Here is a 13661-nt window from a genome sequence, read left to right on the forward strand (position 1 = left end):
CGAGTCCGGTGCGCCGCGCATCTGTAGTGCGGTTGTGAAGCGCCTGCGATCCTCTGCAATTACGATATAGACCCGCGGCCCGTACCCTGCCGACCTGCGCGCGGATCTGCTGTTAATCTCGCGACAGAGAGGCGGCCACGGGGTCGCCGGAACGACGCCACCCTGACTTCACGCCGTGCACCTTCCCATCCTCGTCGACCCGACCCTGGACAGCACGCTGCAGGCGCAGATCGTCGCCCAGATGCGCGCGCTGATCGAGCACCACCTGCTGCCGCCCGGCGCGCCGGTGCCGGCGACGCGCGACCTCGGGCGACAGATCGGCGTATCGCGCAACACGGTCACCGCCGCCTACGAGGAACTGATCGCGCAGGGCTATCTGTACACCGAGCGCGCGGTCGGCACCTTCGTCGCGAAGACGCTGCCCGACACCCTGATACGCTCGCCGGACAGCATCGACGATCTGCGCAGCGGCGCCGAACACCGTGCGCTGAACCTGCCGCTGCCCTACGGCGGCCGCGGCCTGACCGGCCTGCATCGTCCGGCCCAGCCCGGCCTCGCAGCCGACTTCGTGTTCGGCCGCGCCGACCCGCGCAGCTTTCCGGAACGCATCTGGCGCAAGCTCATCGTCGAATGCCTGGGCGGCGCGGCCGAGCGCATGAGCGAATACAGCCACCCGGCCGGTCTGCCCGAACTGCGCCAGCTCATCGTGAACCACCTCGCCACGACGCGCGGCATGGTGGCCTCGACCGAACAGCTGCTGCTGGTCGCCGGTTTCCAGCAGGGCATCGATCTGGTCGCGCACCTCTTTGTCGGCACCCGCACGCCGGTCGTGATGGAGGCGCCCACCTACCGCGGTGCGGCCTTCCTGTTCGAAAGCTATGGCGCCCAGGTCATTCCGGTGGCGGTCGATGCGCACGGCGTGGACGTTCGACAGCTGCCGCAGCGGCGGGTGAAGCTGGTCTATGTCACGCCGTCGCACCAGTTCCCGACCGGCGGCACCATGCCGCTGCACCGGCGCCTCGCGCTGCTCGAATGGGCCGCGCGCAACGGCGCCTACATCCTGGAAATCGACTACGACGCCGACTACCGCTACGAAGGCGCGCCGCTGCCGACGCTGCAGTCGCTGGACCGCAACGGCTGCGTCATCTACGTCAATTCATTCACCCGCACGCTCGGCCCCGGCCTGCGCATCGGCTACATGCTGCTGCCGCGCGACCTGGTGCGCACCGCGGTAACGATCAAGTCGCTGATGGACAACGGCCTGCCCTGGCTGGAACAGGCCACGCTGGCACAGTTCATCCGCGACGGCAGTTACGACACCCACCTGCGCCGCCTGCGCACCGCCCACGAAGGGCGGCGCAACGCGCTGGTCGGCGCGCTGCGCACGCATCTGCCCGAAGTGCGCGTCCAGGGCGCCGACGCCGGCCAGCATGTGTTGCTGCGCCTGCCGGAATCCTGTCCGCCTGCGGTCGAGGTACAGGCTGCCGCACGCAGCTTCGGCACCGGCGTCTATCCGCTGTCCGACAGCCCGGTGTGGTTCCACGAACTGCTGCCGGGGCACGAACGCTGCCTGATGCTGGGCTACGGGCATCTGGCGGAGGAACAGATCGAGCGCGGGATCGAGGGGCTGGCGCAGGCGCTCGCCCGCTGACGGTCACCGCAGCCGGGATAAGGCGCTCGCCACCCGCTGGCACCATCCTTTTTTCTCCGACTGGCCCTGTCTCCCGCCACCGCCACTGACTAACTTTCACCGGGCAGACATCGGGACCGGGCTCCACAGAGGGCCCGCCCATTCACCCCTTGTCACCTCTTCTACCGGGAGAAAGCCATGTCCACCCATTCGAGCGAAACCCTTGTCGTGCGCGGCGCCTGTCCGCAGGATTGCCCCGACACCTGTGCTTTCCTGTACCACGTCGAGGACGGAAAGCTGGTCGAGGTGACCGGCGACCCGGACCACCCGATGACGCGCGGCGGGCTGTGCGTGAAGCTGAAGAACTTTGCCGAGCACCACTACAACCCGGACCGTCTGCTGTACCCGATGAAGCGGGTCGGCCCCAAGGGTTCGGGCATGTTCGAGCGCATCAGCTGGGACGAAGCGCTGGCGACCATCAAGTCGAAGTGGACCGACATCATTGCGCAGTACGGCACGCAGGCCATCATGCCGCACGCCTACCTCGGCCATCAGGGCACGCTGAACGGGCTGACCGCCGGCGACGCCTTCTTCAACCGGCTGGGTTCGACCGTGGCCGAGAAGACCTACTGCGAATCCGGTTCATCGACCGCCTGGATCATGACCGTGGGGCCGACCGGCGGCATGGACGTCGAAAGTCTGGCCGTGTCGAAGTACATCATCGTGTGGGGCATGAACATGCTCAACACCAATCTGCACGGCTGGCCCTTCGTGCTGAAGGCCAAGGCGGCCGGCGCCAAGATCGTGGTGATCGACCCGGTGCGCACCCGCACCGCCAAGCAGGCCGACTGGCACATCCGCATCAGGCCGGGCACCGACGCCGCGCTGGCGCTGGGCATGATGAACGTGATCATCAGCGAGGACCTGTACGACCACGACTACGTCGAGAAATACACGCTGGGTTTCGACCAGCTGAAAGCGCGCGCGGCCGAGTTTCCACCCGAGCGCGTATCGGACATCACAGGCATTCCGGTGGTCGACATCCTGACGCTGGCGCGCGAGTACGCCGGCACCCAGCGCTCGGCGATACGCCAGGGCGTGGCGGTCGAACGCAGCCCCGGCGGCGGCGACGCAGTGCGCGCCATCACCTGCCTGCCGGCGCTGACCGGCGCCTGGCGCTATCCGGGCGGCGGCACCATCGAAATGCCGATCTGGGAATTTCCGTTCAAGTTCGACTTCATGTGCCGGCCGGATTGGATTCCGCCGGGCACCCGGGTGATCAACGAACTGGACCTCGGCGCCGCGCTGACGGGTGCAATGCCGCTCGATCCGCCGATCAAGTCGCTGTTCGTCTACAACTCCAACCCGGTGTCGCAGGCACCAGGCGCCGGCACCATCGTCGAAGGGCTGCAGCGCGAAGACCTGTTCACGGTGTGCAGCGAACTGTTCATCACCGACACGGCCAAGTACGCCGACATTCTGCTGCCGGCGACGATGCAGGCCGAGCAGCTGGACATCATGGTGACCTGGGGCCACCTCTACATGCACCTGAACCAGCCGGCCATCGCGCCGCCCGGTGAGTGCGTGCCCAATGTCGAACTGTTCCGCCGGCTGGCGAAAACCATGGGCTTTACCGACGAGCACTGGGATCTCGACGACTGGGAAATGCTGCGCCGCTGCTATGACTGGGACGCGCCAGTGATGAAGGGCATCACGCTGGAAACGCTGAAGGAGAAGGGCTGGATGCGGCTCGACGTCGGGCTGCCGGACGAGCGCACACCGCATGCCACCGGCGACTTCAAGACGCCCTCGGGCAAGTGCGAATTCGCGTCCAGCCTGGCGGCCGGCGGCAACTTCGTCGTACCGGTCTGGCGCTCCGGCTACGAAGCGATGCAGCCGGGCACGCCGGTCGACCCTGTGCCCAACTACATCCCGTCGGTCGAAACCATGATGCCGGACGGCGCCAGCGCCTTCCCGATCAATCTGGTGTCACCGAAGCCGCACGCCTTCCTGAACACGCAGTACGCGAACGAACCGACGCAGCAGCGGCGCCAGGGCGAGCAGATCATCGTCATCCACCCGATCGACGCCGGCCCGCGCAGCATCGAACAAGGCAGCTATGTGCGCGTGTTCAACGACCGCGGTGCCTTCGAGGCGCGCGCCGAAGTGAGCGAGGACGTGTCACCCGGCCTGATGATGACCAATGTCGGCCACTGGCCGGGACTGAACCGCAGCGGCACCGCGGTCAACTCGACCACCTCGACCCGGCACTGCAATCTCGGCCAGGCAGGCACCTATTCCGACAACCGCGTCGACGTACAGAGGGTCTGAATCATGACCCATGTCGTGACTGACAACTGCCGCGGCTGCCGCTACACCGACTGCGTGGCGAGCTGCCCGGTGGCCTGCTTCCATGTGAACGAGGTGCGCGTCTATATCGACCCGGCGGTGTGCATCGACTGCAGCGCCTGCATTCCGGCCTGCCCGGTGCACGCCATCGTCGAGGAATTCGACCTGGCGGACGACCAGCAGCACTGGATACGCATCAATGCCGAGGCGGCGCAGCGCTATCCGGTCATCCGCGCCCGCCTGCCGCCGCTCGACGGCGCCGACGCGCGGCGGCAGCAGCTGGGACTGTGATGCGCGATGGCCATACCCGGAACTGAAGGCCACCCGCTGCGCGTGGCCGTGGTTGGCAGCGGGCCCGGCGGCTTCTACGCCGCCGAGGCCCTGCTGGAAAGCGGCCTGCAGGTGGAGATCGACCTGATCGAACGCCTGCCCGTACCCTTCGGCCTGGTGCGCTTCGGCGTCGCCCCCGACCACGCGAAGCTGAAGTCGGTCACGACCGTGTTCACGCAGATCGCCGAAGATCCGCGGCTGCGCTTCTTCGGCAACGTCGAGCTCGGGCGTGACCTGTCGGCAGAGCAACTGGGCGCGCTCTACCACGCGGTAATCGTCGCCACCGGTGCGGCCGGCGACCGCCGGCTCGGCATCGCCGGCGAGCACCTGGCCGGCGTGCATGCGGCCGGCGATTTCGTCGGCTGGTACAACGGCCGGCCGGAATGCGCCGACCTCGAATTCGATCTGCAACAGGAGGTCGCGGTGGTGATCGGCCAGGGCAATGTGGCGATCGACGTCTGCCGCATCCTCGCCAGCCCGGTCGATGTGCTGCGACGCACCGACATCGCAGCGCATGCCATCGACGCGCTGGCTCGCTCGCGCATCCGCGAAATCCACCTGGTGGGCCGGCGCGGGCCGGTGCAGGCGAAGTTCACGCCGAAGGAGCTGCGCGAACTGGGCACCCTGCCCGGCTGGCAGCCACGCGTCGATCCAGCGGCACTCGCGCTCAACGACGCCAGCCAGGCCGAACTGGTGCTGCCGGGCTTCGTTCACGCCCCGCGCAACCTGGACATCCTGCGCGGCTTCGCGCAGACGCCCGCCGACGACGGGCGGCGCCCCTTGCACCTGCACTTCCACTGCGCGCCGGTGGCGCTGAGCGGAGCGACGCGCGTCGAACGGATCGAGCTGGAAGCGCAGGCGCTGTCGGGTGAGCCCGGCGCACAGTCCGCGGCCCCGACCGGCGAGCGGCTGAGCCTGCCGGCCGGGCTGGTGCTGCGCAGCGTCGGCTACCGCGGCACGCCGGTGCCCGGCCTGCCCTTCGATCGGGTACGCGGCGCGCTGCCGCATCGCGACGGCCGCATCGTCGACACCGGCGGCGAGGTGCTGCGCGGCTGGTATGCAACGGGCTGGATCAAGCGCGGCCCGACCGGCGTCATCGGCACCAACCGCGCCGACAGCGTGGACACGGTGACCAGCCTGCTGGCCGACCTGGCGCAGCTCGACGCCCCGAAAGCCGGGCGCGCCGGCCTGCTCGCGCAACTGGCAGCCGACCACAGAAAAGTAGTCGATTTCGCCGGGTGGCGCGCAATTGAGCAGGCGGAAGCCGAGCGCGGACGCGCAGGCGGAAAACCTGCAGAGAAGTTCGTCCGCGTCGAAGACATGCTGGATGCCGCCGCGGTTGCCGAAGCCCCGCAATCGCGGGAGCGAGCGTGCGCGCGCTAGCGGCCTGAAGCGGAGCCCGCGGCCTGCGCCCGCCGCATCGCGACCAGCGGTCGCTCCCACACGGAATGCGCCCGATCCACGGCTGGCGCCAGGGCCGGGTTTCTGTGGGAGGGGTCCTCTGACCCCGACAGCCGCCTGGATCGAAGCCCGCGGACAGCGGCGGCCGTGTCGCGGCCAAGGCCGCTCCCACAAAAGCACTCGCGAGTCTTGGCTCGGGCCGGGCTTCGTGGGCGCGAGCGTGCTCGCGATGCCGACCCGAAGGTCAGGCGCTGCCGTAGCGCTGGCGCGCCACCACGGCGAGACCGCAGCCCACGCTGCCGTACAGATCACCCTCGACCGGCTGCGCGTCCGGGAAGCGGGCGGCCAGGGCCTGGCGCAGCGCCGGCACGCCGCTGGAGCCGCCGGTGAAGAACAGCGTATCGACCGCCGACGGCGCGAGACCCGCCTGGGCGACGCAAGCGAGCGCGGCGTCGCCGACTCGGGCGATCTCGGCCGCGATGGCGTCCTCGAACGCGGCACGACTGACCGGTACGTGCAGGCCCGCCTCGGCCACGCCCAGATCGAGATCGACCCGTGGCGTGTCCGACAGCGCAATCTTCGCCGCCTCCGAGCGGATCGCCAGATGGTGACCGCTGCGCTCGCGCAGCACGCGCAACAGCCGCTCGAAGCGACGGCCATCGACCACGTCGCGCGCCATGTCCTGCAGACCGGGCAGCACGTCGCGGCGGTAGGCCAGGTGGATGGTGTGCCAGGTGGCGAGGTTGAAGTAAGTGCTGTTGGGCAGCACGGCGCCGCTGGCCAGCAGGCCGCCCATGCCCAGTTCGGGCATCACGCAGGCGAGCGACAGACGCTTGTCGAAATCGGTGCCGCCGATGTGCACGCCCGTATTGCCCAACAGGTCGGCGCTGCGATCGACATGGCGTCGGCGCTCGGGTGACAGCCGCACCAGCGAGAAGTCGGAGGTGCCGCCACCGATGTCCACCACCAGCACCAGCGATTCGCGTTCGACCGTCTGCTCGAAGGCGTGCGCGGCGGCGATCGGCTCGAACTGGAAGCTCACGTCGCGAAAGCCGGCGCGGCGCACGATGTCGGCCAGCGTGTCTTCGGCCAGCTTGTCCGCCTCGGCGTCGTCGTCGACGAAGCGCACCGGGCGGCCAACCACCACCTGTTCGAAGCGCGTTTGCGCCGCCGTCTCGGCACGCTTCTTCACTTCGCCGATGAAGCCACCGATCAGGTCGCGGAAAGCCAGGTGACGGCCGCCGACGTCGGTACCGGCATCCATCAGGCCGCTGCCGAGCAGGCTTTTCATCGAACGCATCAGCCGGCCTTCGAAACCTTCGAGGTATTCGGCCAGCGCGGCGCGGCCGACCGCCATCGAATCCTCGTCGAGATTGAAGAACACCGCGGACGGCAGCGTGGGCTTGCCGTCTTCGAGCGGCAGCAGGCGAGCCAGCGGGCCGTCGTGGATGGCGGCGGTGGAGTTCGAAGTGCCGAAGTCGATGCCGCAGGCGGAGGTGTTCATCGGGCAGTGCGGTGGTGCGGAAGGCCGCGCAGCGTACGGGGGCGGCGCACCGCGTGCAAGTTCAGCATGCGTTCGCGCGCACGATTTCGGCAAGCGCGCGTTCGCTGCCCGGCGCAGTGTCGAAGAAGAGCGAGGGCTCGATCAGTTCCAGCTCGATCAGCACCGGCCGGCCGTGCAGCCGCAGCATGTCGACGCGCGCGTAGGCGCAGGGGCCGGGTGCGGCCGCCAGCGCCGCCTCGGCCAGCGCGAATTCGTCGTCGGCCGGCGCGTGTGCGCTGGCAACCCCGCCCCAGATGTCCTGGCAACGGTAGTCGCCGGCCTGCGGCACCTTGCGCACCGCGTGCGAATAGCGGCCGCCGAAGAAGATGAGCGACACCTCGCCGTCCGCGATGCCCGGCACGAAGGGCTGCAGCAGCACGTCACCCTCGGCGGCCAGCGCACGCAGGTGATCGGCGCAGGCGGCACTGTCGGCGGCGCCACGGAAGGCTCCGAAAGCGCCTATCGACACCGCTGGCTTCACCACCACCTCGCCGCTGCCGAATTCAGCCAGCACCTGCGCGACCTCTGCACTGCGCCGCTCGATGAAGCGCGTCGGCACGATGTCCACACCGCGCGCCGCGAGGTCGAACAGGTAGCGCTTGTGGCTGTTCCACTCGATCACCGGCAACGGATTGAGCAGCCGGCTGCAGCGATCGACCCGCCGTGCCCAGGCGAGGAATTCGGGCAGGCGCGTGTGGTAGTCCCAGGGCGAACGCAGCAGCACGCAGCGATAGGCCGACCAGTCGACGTCGGCGTCCCACGCGACCAGATCGACCGGCACGCCGCAGGTGGCCATCAGCAGTTCGGCGTCGCTGTCGGGCTTGGGCATGTCGGCGCAGGTGACGAAGGCGATCTCGGGACGGGCGCTCATGGCGGAACGGAATCCTTGACGTGGACGGGTGCTGGACGTGTGGTGGAAGGCGGGGCTGGCGACGTCCGGTGCGTACGCCTGCAGCCGCTGAGAGAGGCGCCATGATACCGGCGCCGGGCACCCTCGCACCGTATCCGTCAGGTGCGCAGGGCACTCGCCATCCTCATGAAAGAAAACATTTTTTGCAATGCACAAGTACAGTCCGCCAGCGGCGCGCCGATATCTGAAGCGAGCGCCGCCGATGCGAGCATGGCGGGCCTTTTGGTAATCCGGACGAGCAGCAGAACCTTGACTTCAACCCCGCATCCATCGAACTCCACCTATTCAGAACGGCCTGCACACGGGCAGGTGGAGGGCGACCGGCGATTCCGCCTGCTGTTCGAGCGCATACCGGACCCGATGCTGCTGCTCGACGTCGAGTCGGGCGTGTTCACCGACTGGAACCCGGCGGCGATGCGCATGCTGAACTTCCCGGCCCGCGAGGAGGTGATCGCGCTGCGTCCGGCCGACATCTCGCCGGCGCACCAGCCGGATGGCCGTGCGTCCGACGACAAGGCGCGCGAAATGATGGACATCGCGCGGCGCGAAGGCAGCCACCGCTTCGAGTGGACCATCTGCAGCCCGTATCGCAGCGAGGTCGTGATCGAGGTACTGCTGACCACCATCGCCATCGACGGCCGCGAGGTGTTCATCACCACCTGGCGCGACCTCAGTCAGCAGAAGCGCACCGAACGCGACCTGGTAGCCAACAAGCTGCGCTGGAAGTTCGCGCTTGAAGGTGCCGGCGACGGCGTATGGGACTGGAACATCCAGGACGGCACCGTCTTTTTCAGCCCGCGCTGGAAAACCATGCTGGGCTACGAGGAACAGGAAATCGACAACGCCTTGTCCGAATGGTCGGAACGCGTACACCCGGACGACCTGCCGCGGGTGATGGCCGACGTGCAGGCTCACCTCGACGGCCGCACGCCGGGCTACCGCAACGAGCACCGCATGCTCTGCCGCAACGGCGAGTACAAATGGATACTGGACCGCGGCAAGGTGATCAGCGATGACGCCGACGGCCGGCCGCTGCGCATGGTGGGCACCCATACCGACATCACCGAACGTCGCCGCGTGCAGACCGAGCTCGAGCGCGCCGAAGCCACCCAGCGTGCGCTGCTCGACGCGATGGCCGACGGCGTGTTCGTGGCGCAGGAGCACCGCTTCGTCTTCGTCAATCCGGCCCTGCCGCGCATGCTGGGCTATACGGTCGAGGAATTCACCGGCCTCACTTTCGCCGACGTGCTGCACCCCGACTTCCTCGAACTGTGGAGCGAACGCTACGAGCGCCGCATCGGTTCCGGCCCGGAACCGCAACGTCGCTACGAGGTGCAGTTGCTGAACCGCGACCGCGATCGGCCGCTGTGGATCGAACTGATCGCCTCCCGCTTCACCTATCGCGACGAACCCGCCGTGCTCGGCATCGTGCGCGACATCAGCGACAAGAAGATCAACGAACAGACCATCTGGAAGCAGGCCAACTACGACGCGCTGACCGGCCTGCCGAACCGCCACCTGCTGCTGCATCACCTGCGCCAGGAAATGCGGCTGAGCCAGCGCAGCGGTCGCCAGCTGGCGGTGCTGTTCATCGACCTCGACCGCTTCAAGGAGGTGAACGACACGCTGGGCCACCCGGCCGGCGACAGCCTGCTGCAGCAGGCGGCCCAGCGCATCACCGGCTGCATGCGCGACACCGACGCGGTCGCCCGTTTCGGCGGCGACGAATTCGCAGTGGTGCTGGGCGGGCTGGAGCACCCGGACGTCGTCGAGCAGATCGCCGGCAAGATACTGAGTGCACTGCATCAGCCTTTCCAGCTGTTCAACGAACTGGTCTATGTGTCGGCTTCGATCGGCATTACGCTCTATCCGGACAGCGCGCAGAGCCAGGAAGATCTGCTGAAGCAGGCCGACCAGGCGATGTACGACGCCAAGCGCGCCGGACGCAACCGGATGAGCTATTTCACGCCGTCGATGCAGGCCAGTTCCGAACGCCGTCTGCGCCTGGTGTCGGACATGCACACCGCGCTGACCACCGGCCAGTTCCACCTGGTCTATCAGCCCATCGTCGAGATCGCGACCGGCCGCGTGCGCAAGGCCGAAGCACTGATGCGCTGGCAGCACCCCGAACGCGGCCACGTGTCGCCGACCGAATTCATACCGATCGCCGAAGAGACCGGTCTCATCCTGCCGATGGGCGACTGGATCACGCGCACCGCGGTCGGTTTCGCGCGCCATCTGCAGCAGCGCCTCGGCGACACGGTGCAGATCAGCATCAATCATTCGCCGCTGCAGCTGCGCAATCGCAACGGCGACTACCCCGGTGTGGTCGAGCTGCTGCGCAAGCTCGACGCGCCGGGCAGTCTGGTGGCGGTCGAAATCACCGAGGGCATGCTGGTCGAGGCCGACGAACCGGCGCTCGACTGCCTTTACGCGATGCGCGACGCCGGCGTCCAGGTGTCGCTGGACGACTTCGGCACCGGCTATTCCTCGCTGTCCTACCTGAAGAAGTTCGACATCGATTACCTGAAGATCGATCAGTCCTTCGTGCGCGGTCTGTCGCGCGACTCCAGCGAGCTTGCACTGTGCGAGGCGATGATCGTGATGGCCCACAAGCTGGGCATGCAGGTGATCGCCGAGGGCGTCGAAACCATCCACCAGCTCGAGCTGCTGCGTGCGGCACACTGTGACTACGCACAGGGTTACCTGTTCTCGCGACCGCTGCCGGCCGAACACTTTGAAGCCTGGTTGCGCGAGAATGGCTGAAATGCACCACTCGTCCGGCGCCCTGCCGGATGGCCCCGCAGCCCGCACGTCAAATAGAGAGAATGGCACTAGACCTCATCAAGGCCACTGCACTGATCCTGGCGCTCAGCCTGCTGCAGGGCTTCAACGCCCGCTTCTGGGGTGAGCGCCACGCCGCCCGGGCGATCGGCTCGGGACTGATCTTCGGCGTCATGTGCGTGGTCGGCATGATGATGCCGATCACCCTCACCCCCGGCGTCATCTTCGACGGTCGTTCCGCCGTGCTCAGCATGGCCGCGCTGTTCGGCGGCCCGCTGGTCGGCGCCATCGCCGGGACCGTGGCCGCCGCCTACCGCCTGCACCTGGGCGGCGGCGGCGCGCTGGTCGGCGTCGGCGTCATCACCTTTTCGGTGCTGCTCGGCCTGCTGATGCGCGTGCTGGTCCGCAGCGGCAAGGTCACGCCCGGCTTCCTGTCCTTCCTCGGCCTCGGTGTCGTGGTGCATGTCGTGGCGCTGCTGTCCTTCCTCGGGCTGCCCGGTGACACCGCCAAACGCGTGTTCGATATGCTGGCCCTGCCCTATCTGCTCACGCTGGCGCCGGCCACCGCGCTGCTCGGCATGCTGCTGCTGGACCTCGACGAACGTCAGCGCACGGGCAAGGCGCTGCGCGACAGCGAGGCGCGCATGCGTGCGATCACCGAAGCGGTGCCCGACGTGCTGATGGTGCTCGACGAGGATGGGCGTTATCTGAAGATACGCGCGCCGGACGAAAAGCTGCTCGTCGCCGACGCGGAGTCGCTGAACGGCAAGCTGATGCGCGATGTGCTGCCGCCGGAAAAGGCGGCCATGTTCCACGACTACGTGCGCCGGACACTGCAGTCCGACAGCGCGCAGATGCTCGAATACACGCTGGACACGCGGGACGGTCCGCGCGTGTTCGAGGCGCGCGCCAGAGCGCTCGACGCCCCCTTCGAAGGCCGCCGCGCGGTGGTGCTGCTGACGCGCGACATCACCGACCGCGTGCGGCTGGAGGAAGAACAGCGCATCGCCGCCATCGCCTTCGAATCGCAGCAGGGCATGATGATCACCGACGCCTACAGCGTCATCCTGCGCGTGAACAAGGCCTTCACCGCGATCACCGGATTCAGTGCCGAAGAGGCGATCGGCCAGCGCACCAGCCTGCTCGCATCCGGCCGGCACGACACCGCCTTCTACCGCGCCATGTGGTCCAAGCTGCACGCCGATGGCGTGTGGGAGGGCGAAATATGGAACCGGCGGCGCAACGGCGAGGTATATCCGGAGCGACTGTCGATCAGCGCCGTGCGCAACGCCGATGGCATGGTGACGCACTACGTCGCCGCCTTCATGGACATCACCTTCAGCAAGGCGGCCGAGGACGAGATACGCCGGCTCGCCTTCTACGACGCACTGACCGGACTGCCGAACCGGCGCCTGCTGTCCGACCGGCTCGGTCAGGCGATGGCATCGACGTCACGCACCTCGCGCCATGGCGCGCTGATGTTCATCGACCTCGATGACTTCAAGAACGTGAACGATCTGCTCGGTCACCACAACGGCGACCTGCTGCTGCAGAAGGCCGGTGCCCGGCTGCGCGACATCGTGCGCGAGACCGACACCGTCGCGCGCTTCGGCGGCGACGAATTCGTCGTGCTGCTGGCCGACCTGCCGGAGCACTCGATCGACGCCGCGCAACAGGCGGAGCGCGTGGCCGAGGCGATGCTGGCCGCACTCAATCGTCCCTACGTACTTGACGGTCAGACGCGCCAGACCAGCGCCAGCATCGGCATCGCGATGTTCAGCGGAAGCACGCATTCGATCGACGAAATGCTGCGTCGCGCTGACCTGTCCATGTACGAGTCGAAGCAGCGCGGCAAGAACCGGCTGCACTTCTTCGACCCGGTCATGCAGGAAACCGTCACCGCGCGGCTTCGACTCGAAGACGAAATACGCACCGGGCTGGCGACGCGGCAGTTCTGCGTGCACTACCAGGCGCAGGTCGAGAACGGTCGCGGCATCGTGTCGGCCGAGGCGCTCGCACGCTGGCGCCACCCGGACAAGGGCTTCATCCCGCCGGTGCAGTTCATACCGGTGGCCGAGCGCGCCGGCCTGATGCCCGCACTCGGCCTGCAGGTGATGGAGGACGCGCTGGAACAGCTCGCGCGCTGGGCGCGCAAACCGGAAACCGCCCATCTGTCGGTAGCGATCAACATCAGTGCCGCCCAGCTCTACCAGTCGGAGTTCGCCGATTCGGTGCTTGAGGCCATCTCGCGCACCGGCGCACCGCCGGGCAAGGTGGTGCTCGAACTGACCGAGTCCATCCTGCTCGGCGACGTCGATGGCGCGATCGACGTGATGCAGCGGCTGCGCGCACGCGGCATCCGCTTCTCGATCGACGACTTCGGCACCGGCTACTCGTCGCTGGCCTATCTGCAGAGCCTGCCGATCAACGAACTGAAGATAGACCGATCCTTCGTGCGCAACCTGCCAGCCAGCGAGGGCAATCTGGCCATCGTCCGCGCGGTGGTCGCGCTGGCCTCGGCGCTGGGTGTCAAGGTGATCGCCGAAGGCGTGGAAACGGAAGACGAGCGCAATGCGCTGGCCGGCAACGGCTGTCAGTTCTTCCAGGGCTACCTGTTCGCGCGGCCGCTGCCGGCCGACGAGTTCGAAGGTCTGTTGCGCGAGGATCTGCAGCGCACGCGCTGAAGCAGGCGGACATTCATCGGGCGTGCTGTC

At 67.8% G+C, this 13661-nt stretch carries 8 protein-coding genes; 6 read left to right on the forward strand and 2 right to left on the reverse strand.

Annotated features, from left to right (window positions below):
* Window positions 1-175: 175 nt before the first annotated feature.
* The 4 genes from WDZ97_RS12285 to WDZ97_RS12300 all read left to right on the forward strand — a co-directional run bounded on the left by WDZ97_RS12285 (window position 176) and on the right by WDZ97_RS12300 (window position 5692).
* Window positions 176-1651 carry a PLP-dependent aminotransferase family protein gene (locus WDZ97_RS12285; RefSeq protein WP_425762904.1) on the forward strand — a complete coding sequence of 492 codons (1476 nt, stop codon included), beginning with the start codon at window positions 176-178 and terminating at the stop codon, window positions 1649-1651.
* A 177-nt stretch (window positions 1652-1828) separates the two neighbouring features.
* Window positions 1829-3961 carry a molybdopterin-containing oxidoreductase family protein gene (locus WDZ97_RS12290; protein ID WP_425762905.1) on the forward strand — a complete coding sequence of 711 codons (2133 nt, stop codon included), beginning with the start codon at window positions 1829-1831 and terminating at the stop codon, window positions 3959-3961.
* A 3-nt stretch (window positions 3962-3964) separates the two neighbouring features.
* Window positions 3965-4270 (forward strand): ferredoxin family protein, encoded by a 306-nt coding sequence (locus WDZ97_RS12295; protein ID WP_304006741.1) that lies wholly within the window; start codon window positions 3965-3967, stop codon window positions 4268-4270.
* A gap of 6 nt (window positions 4271-4276) precedes the next feature.
* Window positions 4277-5692, forward strand: a complete 1416-nt coding sequence (locus WDZ97_RS12300; RefSeq protein WP_425762906.1) for an FAD-dependent oxidoreductase — start codon at window positions 4277-4279, stop codon at window positions 5690-5692.
* A 262-nt stretch (window positions 5693-5954) separates the two neighbouring features.
* Here WDZ97_RS12300 and WDZ97_RS12305 read toward each other — a convergent pair whose 3' ends face one another.
* The gene (locus WDZ97_RS12305) at window positions 5955-7214 is read right to left on the reverse strand and encodes an Hsp70 family protein (RefSeq protein ID WP_304006739.1); all 1260 of its coding nucleotides are present in this window, start codon (window positions 7212-7214) and stop codon (window positions 5955-5957) included.
* Between the two features lie 61 nt (window positions 7215-7275).
* The gene (locus WDZ97_RS12310) at window positions 7276-8124 is read right to left on the reverse strand and encodes an ATP-grasp domain-containing protein (RefSeq protein ID WP_425762907.1); all 849 of its coding nucleotides are present in this window, start codon (window positions 8122-8124) and stop codon (window positions 7276-7278) included.
* Between the two features lie 288 nt (window positions 8125-8412).
* Between WDZ97_RS12310 and WDZ97_RS12315 the strand changes: the two genes are divergently transcribed.
* Both WDZ97_RS12315 and WDZ97_RS12320 read left to right on the forward strand, forming a co-directional pair.
* A complete protein-coding gene (locus WDZ97_RS12315; protein ID WP_425762908.1) occupies window positions 8413-10929 on the forward strand; it encodes a sensor domain-containing protein in 2517 nt (838 codons plus the stop codon).
* A 62-nt stretch (window positions 10930-10991) separates the two neighbouring features.
* The gene (locus tag WDZ97_RS12320) at window positions 10992-13631 is read left to right on the forward strand and encodes an EAL domain-containing protein (protein WP_425762909.1); all 2640 of its coding nucleotides are present in this window, start codon (window positions 10992-10994) and stop codon (window positions 13629-13631) included.
* Window positions 13632-13661: the final 30 nt, after the last annotated feature.

It is taken from the genome of Methyloversatilis sp. MC4-4, assembly GCF_049843555.1.
Lineage (GTDB): Bacteria > Pseudomonadota > Gammaproteobacteria > Burkholderiales > Rhodocyclaceae > Methyloversatilis > Methyloversatilis discipulorum_B.

Bases quoted from the DNA above. Each gene is read 5' to 3' on its own strand.
- WDZ97_RS12290 (WP_425762905.1), top strand. From the start codon at position 1,829: ATGTCCACCCATTCGAGCGAAACCCTTGTCGTGCGCGGCGCCTGTCCG.
- WDZ97_RS12295 (WP_304006741.1), top strand. From the start codon at position 3,965: ATGACCCATGTCGTGACTGACAACTGCCGCGGCTGCCGCTACACCGAC.
- WDZ97_RS12300 (WP_425762906.1), top strand. From the start codon at position 4,277: ATGGCCATACCCGGAACTGAAGGCCACCCGCTGCGCGTGGCCGTGGTT.
- WDZ97_RS12305 (WP_304006739.1), bottom strand. From the start codon at position 7,214: ATGAACACCTCCGCCTGCGGCATCGACTTCGGCACTTCGAACTCCACC.
- WDZ97_RS12310 (WP_425762907.1), bottom strand. From the start codon at position 8,124: ATGAGCGCCCGTCCCGAGATCGCCTTCGTCACCTGCGCCGACATGCCC.
- WDZ97_RS12320 (WP_425762909.1), top strand. From the start codon at position 10,992: ATGGCACTAGACCTCATCAAGGCCACTGCACTGATCCTGGCGCTCAGC.